The following is a 12,833-nucleotide window of genomic DNA, read 5'->3' as shown; positions in this document are numbered from 1 at the left end:
CCTTTCCATTAAAAAAGCCACATTCAAAGAGGGCACACCCTATGGCGTTCCAGGAAAAGTTGATCGACTCTCTGGGCAGTTTCGCGACTAAATTCAATAGTTACCGCTATATCATGGCGATTAAAGCGTCGTTTATTACGCTGATGCCGGTGATCATCGTCGGCGCCTTTTCGGTGCTGATCTCCAATATGGTGCTGGACCCGAAAAACGGGCTGGCGAGTTTTCAGGCGCTGTCATTCCTGGCGGCGCTCAAGCCCATCACCAGCGCCATTAACTACGCGACGCTGAACTTCTTAAACATCGGCGCCGTCTTTTTAATCGGCATTGAGCTTGGACGTATCAACGGCATCAAGACGCTCTTTCCCGGCCTGCTGGCGGTGATCTGCTTTATCTGCGTGACGCCGACCACGGTCGAAATGCTGGTGGATGGCGAAATGCATGTGGTGAAAGATGTGCTGCTGCGCCAGTTCTCCGACACCCGCAGCCTGTTCCTCGGGATGTTTATCGCCATTCTCTCCGTTGAGATCTACACCTGGCTTGAGCACCGCGACGGGCTGAAAATCAAAATGCCCGATACGGTGCCGCCGAACGTCTCGGCGTCGTTTTCGGCGCTGATCCCGGCGATCATTACCACTACCGCTATCGCTACATTCGGTTTTGTGTTCCATCAGGTGACCGGGATGTACCTCTACGACGCGGTCTATCAGGTGGTGCAGCAGCCGCTGGAGCGCGTGGTGCAAAGCCTGCCAGGTATTCTGCTGCTGATGTTCGTCGCCCAGCTCTTCTGGGTGATCGGCATTCATGGCAACCAGATGATTAAGCCCATCCGCGAGCCGCTGCTGCTCGGCGCCATTACCGTCAACATGAGCGCGTTCGAGCAGGGCAAAGAGGTGCCGAACATCATCACGATGCCGTTCTGGGATGTCTATATGAGCATCGGCGGCTCCGGGCTGACCATCGGCCTGCTGATCGCGGTGATGATCGCCACCAAACGCAAAGAGATGAAAGAGATAGCCAAGCTCTCGTTCGGCCCCGGCATTTTCAATATTAATGAACCGGTGATTTTCGGGATGCCAATTATGCTCAATCCGATCCTCGCGGTGCCCTTTATCATCACGCCGCTGGTGACCGGCACGATAGGCTATTTCGCGACCGTTATGGGCTTTGCCGGGAAAGCCGTGGTGATGGTGCCCTGGACCACGCCGCCGCTGATTAACGCCTGGCTCTCCACCGCAGGCTCCATGGGCGCGGTCGTCACGCAGCTGGTCTGCATTCTGGTGTCCATTCTTATCTATCTGCCGTTTGTGAAGATTGCGTCGCGCCGCGCGGAGCAGGCGCAGGCAGAAGCCACCCGCGTTGAAACCGCGAAAAACGTATGAGGACCGCATGAGCGAAAAAACTCTCGCCATCCCGCAGGATTTCATTCTCGGCGCGGCGTCGTCCGCCTGGCAGACCGAAGGATGGAGCGGCAAAAAACCGGGCCAGGATTCGTGGCTCGATCTCTGGTATCAGAACGACCGCCACGTCTGGCACGACGGCTACGGCCCTGCGGGCGCGACGGATCTGATTAACCGCTACGAAGAAGATGTGGCGCTGATGAAACAGGCGGGACTAACGCACTACCGCACGTCGATCAACTGGTCGCGCTTTTTCACCGATTATGAAAACGGCGTTGTCGATGAAGAGTACGCGGCGTATTACGACCGCTTCCTGGACGCGATCAGGGCGGCGGGCGTCGAACCGATGATCTGCCTTGAGCACTATGAGTTGCCAGGCTATCTCTTTGAAACTTACGGCGGCTGGTCGTCCAAAAAGGTGGTCGAGCTGTTTGTGCGCTACGCCGAAAAAGTCTTTGAGCGCTACCACCACAAAGTGTCGCGCTGGTTTACCTTCAACGAACCGATTGTGGTGCAGACGCGCGTCTATCTCGACGCGCTGCGCTGGCCGTATGAGCAGAACACCGCCACCTGGATGCAGTGGAACCACCATAAAACGCTCGCCACCGCGAAAGTGGTGCGATTGTTTCGCGAGAAGGGCTACGCGGGCAGCGTGGGGGTGATCCTGAACCCGGAAGTGACCTATCCGCGCTCGCGGGCGCCGCACGATGTGAGCGCCGCCGAACGCTACGATCTCTTCTATAACCGTGTGTTTCTCGACCCGTTAGTCAAGGGCGTCTACCCACCTGAACTTATGGAACTGCTGGAGAAGCATGGCGTCGCGTGGGAGTTCAGCGAAGAGGAGCTTGCGATTATTCGCGACAATACCGTGGATGAACTTGGCATTAATCTTTACTACCCACATCGCGTCAAAGCGCCGTCGCGCGCCTGGCACCCGGAGACGCCGTTCCATCCGGCGTATTACTACGAGCCGTTTGAACTACCGGGGCGGCGAATGAATAAATCGCGCGGCTGGGAGATCTACCCGCGCATCATTTACGACATGGCGATGCGGCTTAAAAACGATTACGGCAACATCCCGTGGTTTGTGGCGGAGAGCGGAATGGGCGTTGAAAACGAAGCGCAGTTTCGCAACGCCGACGGCGTGATTGAAGATGACTACCGCATCGGGTTTATCGGCGAGCACCTGTACCAGACGCTGCTGGCGCGCGAAGCGGGGGCCAATTGCCAGGGCTATATGCTGTGGGCGTTTACTGACAACGTCTCGCCGATGAACGCTTTTAAAAACCGCTATGGCCTGGTCGAAATTGACTTAGCAAACCAGCGCGCGCGGCGGCCGAAAAAATCGCTGCACTGGTACAGGCGACTGCGCCAGTCGCGCACCCTGACACTCACAATTGATGATGAATGGAAATAAGGACCGCTGATGAAACGTATCGTACTGTGCTGTTCCGCCGGCATGTCCACGTCGCTTGTGGTCACGAAAATGGAAAAAACCGCCGCCGAACGCGGGCTTGATCTGAAAATTTACGCCATTCCCGAGCAGAATCTGCGCGATGAACTGGAACTCCACGGCGGCGATATTCAGGCGGTGCTGCTGGGGCCGCAGGTGCGCTTTAAGCTTGCCGAAAATAAAAAGCTCACCGACGAGCACCAGATCCCGATCGCGGTCATTGATTCTGTCGCTTATGGCACGCTTAACGGCGCGAAAGTTCTCGATCAGGCGTTATCTCTGGTAATCTAACGCGCCGCGAAGCCGCCATGCGGCACGCGAAATTGGGTCCATTCAGAGCACAGGTGATCACGTGGAGAAGGCAGTCGTTCCGCCGGAGAAAAAGCAGTATCAGGAGATTGGTGAGGATCTGCGCGCGCAAATTATCCAGGGCCACTACCCGGTCGGCTCCCGTCTTCCGCCGGAGCGCAATATCGCCGAGAAATATGGCGTCAGCCGCACCATCGTGCGCGAGGCGCTGCTGATGCTGGAACTGCAGGGCACCGTGGATATTCGCCAGGGCTCCGGCGTCTATGTGATGCGCATTCCGGCGGAGCATGAAGCCGAAGAGGAGCGTTTTTTCTCAAGCGATATCGGCCCGTTTGAAATGCTGCAGGCGCGGCAACTGCTGGAGAGCAATATCGCCGCGTTTGCCGCGAAAATGGCCACTAAAGCGGATATCGATAACCTGCGGCGGATACTGGAGCAGGAACAGCGCGCCATCGCCATGAATGACACCACGCAGGACAACAACAAGCTGTTTCATCTGGTGCTGGCGGGCGCGTCGCAAAACCAGATGCTGCTGGCGACGGTGGAAAGCATCTGGCACCACATGGACAGCAGCCCGCTCTGGCAGCAGCTGCGCGCCCATATCGAAACCCGCGCGCATCGCCTGAAATGGCTTGGCGATTACCAGACCATTCTCGCGGCGCTGCGCCGTCGCGATGTGATGGGCGCCTGGCAGGCGATGTGGCAGCATCTGGAGAATGTGAAAAACAGCCTGATGGAGCTCTCCGATGCCGACGCGCCCGATTTCGACGGTTATCTGTTTGAATCGGTGCCAATTTTTCAGGGAAAACTGCAATGACTATCGTGCCGCTGTATGAGGCTCCGCAACATGCGGAGCAGGTGACCGACTGGCTGTGGCGGGCGTTCGGCACCTCGCTGCCGCGCGCGTTTTTTGCAAGTATCGTGACGCACAGCCAGCAGCCGGGCCAGCTGCCGCTCACTTTTGTGGCGATTGATGGCGAACGGCTGCTCGGCACCGTGGGGCTGTGGCGCTGCGATTTAATCAGCCGTCAGGATCTCTTTCCTTGGCTGGCGGCGCTTTATATCGATGAGGCGCAGCGCGGCAAGGGGCTTGGCGGGGCGTTGCAGCGCGCGGTGATGGACTACGCGCGCCAGCACGGTTTTCCGGCGCTGTTTCTCTACTCCGCCTGCCGGGATTACTACGAACGTTTCGGCTGGGCGTATATCGGCGACGGTCTGGACTATCCCGACCAGACCGTGCATCTCTATCGCTACGATTTATCCGTTTCGGCGGGCGCCACAACCGAGTGACGGCGTACCAGCGTCGGGGTAAAGATATTAGTGATTTCCGGCGGCGGAAGGTTATCCGCCAGCGCTAAGGCGAGTTCCGCCGCCTGGGTCGCCATGGTGACGATCGGATAGCGGATGGTCGTCAGCCGCGGGCGCACATAGCGCGACACCAGCACGTCATCAAAACCTATCAGCGAAATCTCCTGCGGCACCGCGATGCCGTTATCGTTCAGCACGCCCATCGCGCCCGCCGCCATCGAATCGTTATAGCAGGCCACGGCGGTAAACTGTTTCCCCTGGCCGAGCAGCTCGGTCATCGCCTGCTCCCCGCCGCTTTCATCCGGCTCAGCCCAGGCGACCAGCCGGTCGTTACAGGGCAGATCGTGTTCGCGCAGCGCGTCGTAATAACCCTGCAAACGATCCTCGGCGTCCGAAATCGCATGGTTTGAACAGAGATACCCGATGCGCGTATGGCCCTGCTGAATCAAATGCCGGGTGGCAAGCCAGGCGCCGTAGCGGTCGTCGAGCGCCACGCAGCGCGCTTCGAAGCCCGGCAGAATGCGGTTGATCAGCACCATGCCTGGGATCTGTTTCATCAAAGGGATAAGGTCTTCATCGGGAATCGTTTTGGCATGCACCACCAGCGCCGCGCAGCGGTGGCGAATCAGCTGTTCAATCGCCTGACGCTCTTTTTGCTCGCTGTGGTAGCCGTTGCCGATGAGCAGAAAATTCCCGGTGTGGTAGGCCACCTGTTCCACCGCTTTGACCATCGCCCCGAAGAACGGGTCGGAAACGTCGCCCACCACCAGGCCTATGGTTTCCGTGGTCTGCTGGGCCAGCGCCCGGGCGTTGGCGTTAGGGTGATAGTTGAGCTGTTCCATAGCGCTCAGCACCGCCTGGCGGGAGGCGTCGCTGGCTTTGGGGGAATCGTTAATAACGCGGGAGACCGTCGCAACAGAGACTCCCGCAAGCCGCGCAACATCCTTAATAGTCGGCATTCAGTACCTTCAGGGGTAAGCGTTTACACTGCGGTAAGTGTTACGGAAAAGCGCAGCCACTTCAAGCCGCATGCCCGGTGTGCGGGCGCTTGCTCACAAAAGCCAGGGTGCGAATTAAGGAGAGAGTGGCCGTGGATGTAACCAGAAAAAGCCAAATAATTTCAGATAAAACCTTTAGTTACACTTTGCGATGGGCTGTTGCGATTGCTGGCTGGCGGGTAGCGCACGCGGGTTGCTACATTTGAGATCCCAGAGGTATTGATAGGTGAAGTCAGCGACTTAGCTGATCACAACACTTACACCAGCCTGCGCGGATGCGCAGGTTTTTTTTTGCCTGTTTTTCGCCCGCTCTCATCATCCCGCTGGTTAATTCCATCACCACATCTCTTCATCGCGCCGGCCCTGCCAATTTCTCCTGTCGCCCCTGTCCGCCGAGTCGTGTAATCTGCGATAACTATACTTAACCCTCGCTAAAGGAAAACCAAGGGCGTTGATATGGTTTTAAAATTTTTTCGCTGGCTGTTCCGTTTGCTCTTTCGCATCCAGGTATACGGAGATACCGGGCCGCTGACTCAGCAGCGCGTGCTCATCACGCCAAACCACGTATCGTTTCTTGATGGCGCGCTGATGGCGCTGTTCCTGCCTGTCCGCCCGGTGTTCGCGGTCTACACCTCTATCAGCCAGCAGTGGTATATGCGCGCGCTGAAGCCGCTGATTGACTTCGTGCCGCTCGACCCGACCAAACCGATGTCGGTTAAACAGCTGGTGCGTCTGGTGGGCGAGGGGCGTCCGGTGGTGATTTTCCCGGAAGGGCGCATCTCTATCAGCGGATCGCTGATGAAAATCTACGAAGGCGCGGGTTTTGTGGCGGCGAAATCGCAGGCCACGGTGATCCCGGTGCGTATCGAAGGCGCGGAGCTGACCTTCTTCAGCCGCCTGAAAGGGCTGGTAAAACGCCGTCTCTTCCCGCGTATTTCCATTCACATCCTGCCGCCGACCAGCATCCCGATGCCTGACGCGCCGAAAGCGCGCGACCGCCGCAAAATGGCGGGCGAAATGCTGCATCAGGTCATGATGGAAGCGCGCATGGCGGCGCGCCCGCGCGAGACGCTGTTTGAGGCGCTCATTAATGCGCAAAAGCGCTATGGCGAGAGCAAAAACTGCCTGGAAGATATCAACTTCAAGCCGGACACCTACCGCAGCCTGATGATGAAAACGCTGTTCGTGGGGCGCATTCTCGATAAATACAGCGCGCCGCGCGAGGCCATCGGCCTGATGTTGCCGAACGCCAGCATCAGCGCCGCGGTGATTTTCGGCGCGGTGATGCGCGGGCGAATCCCGGCGATGATGAACTACACCGCGGGCGTGCAGGGGCTGACCAGCGCCATTACGGCGGCGCAGATCAAAACCATTTTCACCTCGCGCCAGTTCCTGGATAAAGGCAAGCTCTGGCATCTGCCGGAGCAGATAACGTCTGTGCGCTGGGTCTTCCTGGAAGATCTGAAAGGCGAAGTGACGGCGAAGGACAAAGCGTGGATCTTCGCGCATCTGTTAATGCCACGCCTCGCGCAGGTGGAGCAGCAGCCGGAAGACGCGGCGCTGATCCTCTTTACCTCAGGATCAGAAGGCAACCCGAAAGGCGTGGTGCACAGCCACAAGAGCCTGCTCGCGAACGTGGAGCAGATCCGCACCATCGCGGATTTCACCGCCGACGATAAATTTATGTCGGCGCTGCCGCTGTTCCACTCTTTCGGTCTGACGGTCGGGCTGTTCACGCCGCTGCTGACCGGCGCGGAAGTCTTCCTCTACCCAAGCCCGCTGCACTACCGCGTGGTGCCGGAGCTGGTGTATGACCGCAACTGTACGGTGATTTTCGGTACATCCACTTTCCTTGGCCACTACGCACGCTTCGCGCATCCGTACGATTTCCACCTGGTGCGCTATGTGGTAGCCGGTGCCGAGAAGCTGCAAGAGAGCACCAAACAGATCTGGCAGGATAAATTTGGCCTGCGCATTCTGGAAGGCTACGGCGTGACCGAATGCGCGCCTGTGGTGTCCATTAACGTGCCGATGGCGGCGAAGCCGGGCACCGTCGGGCGTATTCTGCCGGCGATGGACGCGCGCCTCGTTGAAGTGCCGGGCATTGAGCAGGGCGGGCGTTTGCAACTGAAAGGCCCGAACATCATGAAAGGCTATCTGCGCGTGGAAAACCCTGGCGTGCTGGAAACGCCTGCGGCGGAAAACCCGCAGGGCGTCAGCGAGCCGGGCTGGTATGACACCGGCGATATCGTCGCCTTCGACGAGCAGGGCTTTGTGCAGATCCAGGGGCGCGCCAAACGCTTTGCCAAAATCGCGGGCGAAATGGTGTCGCTTGAGATGGTGGAAGGCCTGGCGCTGGCGGTCTCGCCGGAGAAAATGCACGCCACGGCGATTAAACATGATGCCGCGAAAGGCGAGGCGCTGGTGCTGTTCACCACCGACCCGGAACTGACCCGCGAAAAACTGGCGCAGCAGGCTCGCAGTAAAGGCGTGCCGGAACTCGCGGTGCCGCGCGATATCCGCTTCCTCAAACAACTGCCGTTGCTCGGCAGCGGCAAGCCGGATTTCGTGTCGCTGAAAAAAATCGTCGACGAGGAAGAGACGCATCATGCCTGATTCGCACAACCCGAACGGCTCGCTGTTTTCGCGGGGAATGATGGCGGTTATCGTCGCGCAGTTTCTGTCGGCGTTTGGCGATAACGCGCTGCTGTTTGCCACCCTCGCGCTGCTGAAGCAGCAGTTCTACCCGGAATGGAGCCAGCCGGTGCTGCAGATGGTCTTCGTCTGCGCCTACATCCTGCTGGCGCCGTTCGTGGGCCAGGTGGCGGACAGCTTCTCCAAAGGGCGGGTGATGATGGTCGCCAACGGCCTGAAGCTGCTCGGCGCGGTGGTTATCGTCTTCGGCGGCAACCCGTTTGTCGGGTATACGCTGGTGGGCGTCGGCGCGGCGGCCTATTCGCCCGCCAAGTACGGCATTCTCGGCGAGATAACCACCGGCGACCGTCTGGTGAAAGCGAACGGGCTGATGGAGTCGTCGACGATCGCGGCGATCCTGATTGGCTCTATGGCAGGCGGTATGCTGGCGGACTGGCATGTGGGGGCGGCGCTGGGCGTCTGCGCGCTGGCCTACGCCGGGGCGGTAGGCGCGAACCTGCTGATTCCGAAACTGGGGGCGGCGCGGCCTGGCCAGTCCTGGCGCTTCGGCCCGATGACGCGCAGTTTCTTCACGGCCTGCCGCACGCTGTGGCAGAACGACGAAACCCGCTTCTCGCTGGTCGGCACCAGCATGTTCTGGGGCGCGGGCGTGACGCTGCGTTTTCTGCTGGTGCTGTGGGTGCCGGTGGCGCTCGGCATTACCGATAACGCCACGCCGACTTATCTGAACGCGATGGTAGCGGTCGGTATTGTGGCGGGCGCGGGGGCTGCGGCGAAACTGGTGACGCTGGAGCGCGTGTCGCGCTGTATGCCTGCGGGCATTCTGATTGGCGTCGCGGTTATCTTCTTCTCACTCCAGCAGGCGGCGCTGCCGGCTTATCTGTTGCTGCTGCTGATAGGCTTTTTCGGCGGGTTCTTCGTGGTGCCGCTCAACGCGCTGTTGCAGGAGCGCGGCAAGCGCTCCGTCGGCGCGGGCAACGCGATTGCGGTGCAAAACCTCGGCGAGAATACCGCGATGCTGCTGATGCTGGGGCTCTATTCGCTGGCGGTGAAACTCTCGCTGCCGGTGGTGGGGATTGGCGTCGGTTTCGGCGCGATTTTCGCGCTGGCCATCGCCGGGCTCTGGCTTTGGCGACGTAAGCAGTAAAAAAAGACCCGCTCCGGCGGGTCTTTTTGTATCAGCATCAGCGGATGGCGCGGCGCTTACGGCGCCGGGTAGGTATAAACCTGATGTACCGCTTCGAGTTCCGCCAGCACGTCTTCACTGAGCGTCAGATGCAGGCTTTCGACGTTAGTTTTTAGCTGTTCCATCGTTGTGGCACCCAGCAGCGTGCTCGCCACAAACGGCTGCTGGCGCACGAACGCCAGCGCCATCTGCGCCGGATCCAGGCCGTGGCGCTTCGCCACCTCAACATACGCCGCCACCGCTTTTTGCGACTGCTCACTGCTGTAGCGCGTAAAGCGGCTGAAGAGCGTATTGCGCGCGCCAGCGGGTTTCGCGCCGTTCAGGTATTTGCCGGTCAGCGTGCCGAACGCCAGCGCGGAGTAGGCCAGCAGCTCGACGCCCTCGAACTGGCTCACTTCCGCCAGCCCCACTTCGAAACTGCGGTTCAGCAGGCTGTACGGGTTCTGAATGGTGACGATGCGCGGCAGATCGTGTTTATCCGCCAGATGCAGGTAGCGCATCACGCCAAAGGCGGTTTCATTCGACACGCCGATATAGCGGATTTTCCCCGCGCGCTGGAATTCCGCGAGCGCCTCCAGGGTTTCCAGCAGCGTGACGACCGGCGCGCTGTCGGTCCAGGTGTAGCCCAGCTTGCCGAAGCAGTTGGTCGGGCGCTGCGGCCAGTGCACCTGGTAGAGATCGAGATAATCGGTCTGTAAACGTTTCAGGCTGGCGTCGAGCGCGTCGCGGATATTTTTACGATCCAGCGCCTGGTTAGGGCGGATGCCGCTGTCGCTGTTGCGGCTCGGGCCGCTGACCTTGGAGGCGATCACCAGCTTCTCGCGGTTCGCGCGTTTTTTCAGCCAGTTGCCGACATAGGTTTCCGTCAGACCCTGCGTTTCGGGGCGCGGCGGGACGGGATACATTTCGGCGACATCAATCAGGTTTATGCCCTGGCTTACCGCGTAATCGAGCTGTTCGTGGGCGTCGGCCTCGCTGTTTTGTTCACCAAAGGTCATGGTTCCCAGCCCCAGCGTGCTGACTTCAAGTGAGCTATGAGGAATACGGTGATAATGCATAGCCGGCCTACCTTCTGTTGTTCAGTCCGCGTCAGGCCATTCCTGACAAAGGAATATAAACATGGCAGAGGGGAGACAAAAGGAAAAGAGGGGAGGGAGAAAAAACCAAAAGGTCAGCGTGACGCTGACCTTTTATTTAACGCTCAATGATTTGCGAAACCTGATCGCGGTTAATCTGCATCTCGTTACCCTGCGGGTCGCGATAGCTGACCAGACCGGTTTCGTCATCGACCTGCGGTTTGCCTTCAGTCAGGATCATCCGGCCATCTTTGGTCGCCATGACGTAATCACTGCTACAGCCTGAAACCGCGAAGGCCAATCCGACGGCAGAAATTGCTACAGCCCATTTATTCATTGTTTTTCGCCTCATCAGGAAGGGGTCCACGTAGAGTCTAGTAAAAAGCAGCGAGGCGGCGCGAAAAAGCAGCAAATTCTTAAAAGCACTGAGGAATAAACAAAAACGCTCCCGAAGGAGCGTTCGTCTTACAGCGGTTTTTTCTTGTTGCGCAGCAGATTGAGGCTTTCCACGGCGATGGAGAAAAACATCGCGAAGTAAATGTAGCCTTTCGGCACATGAATATCGAAGCTCTCCAGCATCAGGGTGAAACCCACGAGAATCAGGAAAGAGAGCGCCAGCATTTTCACGGACGGATGGCGCTCGACAAATTCGCCGATAGGGCGCGCGGCGAACATCATCACGCCTACCGCAATCACCACCGCCGCCATCATAATAAACAGATGATCGGAGAGGCCCACCGCGGTAATGACCGAATCCAGACTGAAGATAATATCCAGCAGCATGATCTGGAAGATGGCGCCAAAGAAGGAGTGCACGTTGGTTTTCAGGCCTTCTTCCTCGCCTTCGATCGTTTCGTGGATCTCTTTACTGGCTTTCCAGATAAGGAAAAGGCCGCCCAGCAGCAGGATCAGATCCCGCATCGAGATGGCCTGATCGAACACCGTAAACAGCGGGTTGGTGAGCTTTACGACCCAGGCGATCGACGCCAGCAACGCGAGGCGCATAATCATCGCCGCGCCGAGACCCAGCTTACGCGCCGGCGCCTGCTGAGACTTCGGCAGTTTCGCCACGACCAGAGAGAGAAAAATGATATTGTCGATCCCAAGCACAATCTCCAGCAGCGTCAGCGTACCGAGCGCCAGCCAGGCGTTGGGATCCGTTATCCATGCAAACAACATTCAAAAAGTCCTGCTTAAAGTAACAAAACGCTAATTATATGCGTCTGCGCATGGCTGTTGACAAAAATTTAAGGTGTTCATAACAAAAAATGGCGCGCCAGCAGCGCGGCGGTGAAGTTTTTCTTCAGGTAAAAGCCGCGCGGTAACGTCAGTATCGGCTCGCCGTGCGCGCCGAACGCGGGCGTCAGCGCTTTGCTGTTGGCGGCTTTTGGACGCAGCTGCAACACTTCTCCGTGACGCGCGGTGATGCGTTCCACCTGACCCAACACAATCAAGTCCATTAACTCTTCCCAGTCACGGCGCAGCCGATCGTCTTCCTGCGGCGACGGGCTCCAGAGCAGCGGCGCGCCGACGCGTCGCGCGGCCAGCGGGATGTCGCGCTCGCCTTCCACCGGCACCCACAATACGCGTTTGAGCTTGTGACGCACATGGCTGGTTTCCCACGTCACGCCGGTATTGCCCGTCAGCGGGGCGACGCACACAAACGTCGTTTCAAGCGGGCGGCCCTGGCTGTCTATTGGGATCGTTTTCAGCTCCACGCCAAGCGCGGCGAAATCCTGTTCCGGTTTACTGCCTGCGCTCGCGCCAAGCCAGCGCTCCAGCAACACGCCTGTCCAGCCCTTATCGCGACGCAAATCGGCGGGGGTGTCGAGCCCGGCCAGCGTCGCCAGCTCGCCAAGCGTCAGCCCCGCCAACTGCTGCGCCTGATGCAGCAGCTGCGCTTCATCGACGGGCGGTTGAGTAAGAGGAGCGAGGGACGTCATAACCATTACCTTCTGATTAAAAAATGAACAGCAAAAAACCTGCTTGTGGGAAGAGTTTACCTGCTTGTGAGCAACAGGGGCAATGCTATGATTTAAAATGCTTTTTAGACGGAAAAAAGATTTCCCGGGCGTCGCGGATTGAGGTTGTTCAATTCTGGTCACCGACAATAAACAGGATCTTACACCACTTTATCCACAGAAAAATGGGATAACTGTGTAAATACCCCACTACTGTTTCGATTTACAGCCTTGACGGACGGGGAAAACCGTCTTTTTCAGCAATTTGTGACTAAGTTATTGGCATAATCTGTGGATAAAAACGACGCTGGTCGATCTTTCGTCAGAATAAGGATCGTGAGTGTGATGATCGTCACGCTACGCGGTGAATATCATGCTTTTTTAATTTTAATCGTTTGAATAGCAATGAAATTTTATCTATAAGAATTATCCTTACCTATAAGTTGTTTTGGGTTTTCCCTGGGAAATAAGACACTTCTTCACAAAGATA

General features: G+C 58.1%; 12 protein-coding genes. 7 read left to right on the top strand and 5 right to left on the bottom strand.

All coding sequences use genetic code 11. From position 1 onward, the window contains the following. The first annotated feature begins 41 nt into the window (after positions 1 to 41). The 5 genes from AFK65_RS15730 to AFK65_RS15710 all read left to right on the top strand — a co-directional run bounded on the left by AFK65_RS15730 (position 42) and on the right by AFK65_RS15710 (position 4,449). Entirely contained in the window at positions 42 to 1,379 is a 1,338-nt protein-coding gene (locus AFK65_RS15730) for a PTS sugar transporter subunit IIC (protein WP_007700846.1), read from the top strand. 7 nt (positions 1,380 to 1,386) lie between these two features. After that, positions 1,387 to 2,814 (top strand): glycoside hydrolase family 1 protein, encoded by a 1,428-nt coding sequence (locus AFK65_RS15725; protein WP_007700851.1) that lies wholly within the window; start codon positions 1,387 to 1,389, stop codon positions 2,812 to 2,814. 9 nt (positions 2,815 to 2,823) lie between these two features. Next, the gene (locus tag AFK65_RS15720) at positions 2,824 to 3,141 is read left to right on the top strand and encodes a PTS sugar transporter subunit IIB (protein WP_007700855.1); all 318 of its coding nucleotides are present in this window, start codon (positions 2,824 to 2,826) and stop codon (positions 3,139 to 3,141) included. Positions 3,142 to 3,202: 61 nt separating this feature from the next. Then, on the top strand, positions 3,203 to 3,976 hold the full coding sequence (locus tag AFK65_RS15715; RefSeq protein ID WP_004385941.1) for an FCD domain-containing protein: 774 nt from the start codon (positions 3,203 to 3,205) through the stop codon (positions 3,974 to 3,976). After that, positions 3,973 to 4,449, top strand: a complete 477-nt coding sequence (locus AFK65_RS15710; RefSeq protein ID WP_007700861.1) for a GNAT family N-acetyltransferase — start codon at positions 3,973 to 3,975, stop codon at positions 4,447 to 4,449. Before AFK65_RS15715 ends, AFK65_RS15710 begins: the two co-directional genes overlap by 4 nt. On the opposite strand, the gene galR is transcribed toward AFK65_RS15710, so the two are convergent. Continuing rightward, entirely contained in the window at positions 4,410 to 5,426 is a 1,017-nt protein-coding gene (gene galR, locus AFK65_RS15705; protein WP_007700864.1) for an HTH-type transcriptional regulator GalR, read from the bottom strand. The two genes, AFK65_RS15710 and galR, sit on opposite strands and share 40 nt — an antisense overlap. Positions 5,427 to 5,921: 495 nt before the next feature. On the opposite strand from galR, the gene aas reads away from it, so the two are divergent. Together aas and lplT are read left to right on the top strand one after the other, a co-directional pair. After that, positions 5,922 to 8,081 carry a bifunctional acyl-ACP--phospholipid O-acyltransferase/long-chain-fatty-acid--ACP ligase gene (gene aas, locus AFK65_RS15700; RefSeq protein ID WP_007700867.1) on the top strand — a complete coding sequence of 720 codons (2,160 nt, stop codon included), beginning with the start codon at positions 5,922 to 5,924 and terminating at the stop codon, positions 8,079 to 8,081. Continuing rightward, positions 8,074 to 9,267 (top strand): lysophospholipid transporter LplT, encoded by a 1,194-nt coding sequence (gene lplT, locus AFK65_RS15695; RefSeq protein WP_007700870.1) that lies wholly within the window; start codon positions 8,074 to 8,076, stop codon positions 9,265 to 9,267. Before aas ends, lplT begins: the two co-directional genes overlap by 8 nt. Before the next feature lie 56 nt (positions 9,268 to 9,323). Here the strand turns inward: lplT and AFK65_RS15690 are convergent, their stop codons facing one another. The 4 genes from AFK65_RS15690 to mutH form a co-directional block, all read right to left on the bottom strand. Further along, positions 9,324 to 10,364 (bottom strand): NADP(H)-dependent aldo-keto reductase, encoded by a 1,041-nt coding sequence (locus tag AFK65_RS15690; RefSeq protein WP_007700873.1) that lies wholly within the window; start codon positions 10,362 to 10,364, stop codon positions 9,324 to 9,326. Between the two features lie 136 nt (positions 10,365 to 10,500). Continuing rightward, positions 10,501 to 10,719 (bottom strand): YgdI/YgdR family lipoprotein, encoded by a 219-nt coding sequence (locus AFK65_RS15685; RefSeq protein WP_004385948.1) that lies wholly within the window; start codon positions 10,717 to 10,719, stop codon positions 10,501 to 10,503. Positions 10,720 to 10,847: 128 nt separating this feature from the next. Then, complete coding sequence (locus AFK65_RS15680; protein ID WP_007700875.1) at positions 10,848 to 11,561, bottom strand: TerC family protein; 714 nt, start codon at positions 11,559 to 11,561, stop codon at positions 10,848 to 10,850. Between the two features lie 77 nt (positions 11,562 to 11,638). Continuing rightward, complete coding sequence (mutH, locus tag AFK65_RS15675) at positions 11,639 to 12,325, bottom strand: DNA mismatch repair endonuclease MutH (RefSeq protein WP_038856392.1); 687 nt, start codon at positions 12,323 to 12,325, stop codon at positions 11,639 to 11,641. Between the last annotated feature and the right edge of the window lie 508 nt (positions 12,326 to 12,833).

Origin of the sequence: Cronobacter universalis NCTC 9529, from assembly GCF_001277175.1 — a bacterium.
Classification (GTDB): Bacteria; Pseudomonadota; Gammaproteobacteria; order Enterobacterales; family Enterobacteriaceae; genus Cronobacter; species Cronobacter universalis.
Note: the sequence above shows the minus strand (reverse complement) of the source record. Positions and strands in the feature narration are given on the sequence as shown.

Bases quoted from the DNA above. Each gene is read 5' to 3' on its own strand.
- AFK65_RS15730 (WP_007700846.1), top strand. From the start codon at position 42: ATGGCGTTCCAGGAAAAGTTGATCGACTCTCTGGGCAGTTTCGCGACT.
- AFK65_RS15725 (WP_007700851.1), top strand. From the start codon at position 1,387: ATGAGCGAAAAAACTCTCGCCATCCCGCAGGATTTCATTCTCGGCGCG.
- AFK65_RS15720 (WP_007700855.1), top strand. From the start codon at position 2,824: ATGAAACGTATCGTACTGTGCTGTTCCGCCGGCATGTCCACGTCGCTT.
- AFK65_RS15710 (WP_007700861.1), top strand. From the start codon at position 3,973: ATGACTATCGTGCCGCTGTATGAGGCTCCGCAACATGCGGAGCAGGTG.
- galR (WP_007700864.1), bottom strand. From the start codon at position 5,426: ATGCCGACTATTAAGGATGTTGCGCGGCTTGCGGGAGTCTCTGTTGCG.
- aas (WP_007700867.1), top strand. From the start codon at position 5,922: ATGGTTTTAAAATTTTTTCGCTGGCTGTTCCGTTTGCTCTTTCGCATC.
- lplT (WP_007700870.1), top strand. From the start codon at position 8,074: ATGCCTGATTCGCACAACCCGAACGGCTCGCTGTTTTCGCGGGGAATG.
- AFK65_RS15690 (WP_007700873.1), bottom strand. From the start codon at position 10,364: ATGCATTATCACCGTATTCCTCATAGCTCACTTGAAGTCAGCACGCTG.
- AFK65_RS15685 (WP_004385948.1), bottom strand. From the start codon at position 10,719: ATGAATAAATGGGCTGTAGCAATTTCTGCCGTCGGATTGGCCTTCGCG.
- AFK65_RS15680 (WP_007700875.1), bottom strand. From the start codon at position 11,561: ATGTTGTTTGCATGGATAACGGATCCCAACGCCTGGCTGGCGCTCGGT.
- mutH (WP_038856392.1), bottom strand. From the start codon at position 12,325: ATGACGTCCCTCGCTCCTCTTACTCAACCGCCCGTCGATGAAGCGCAG.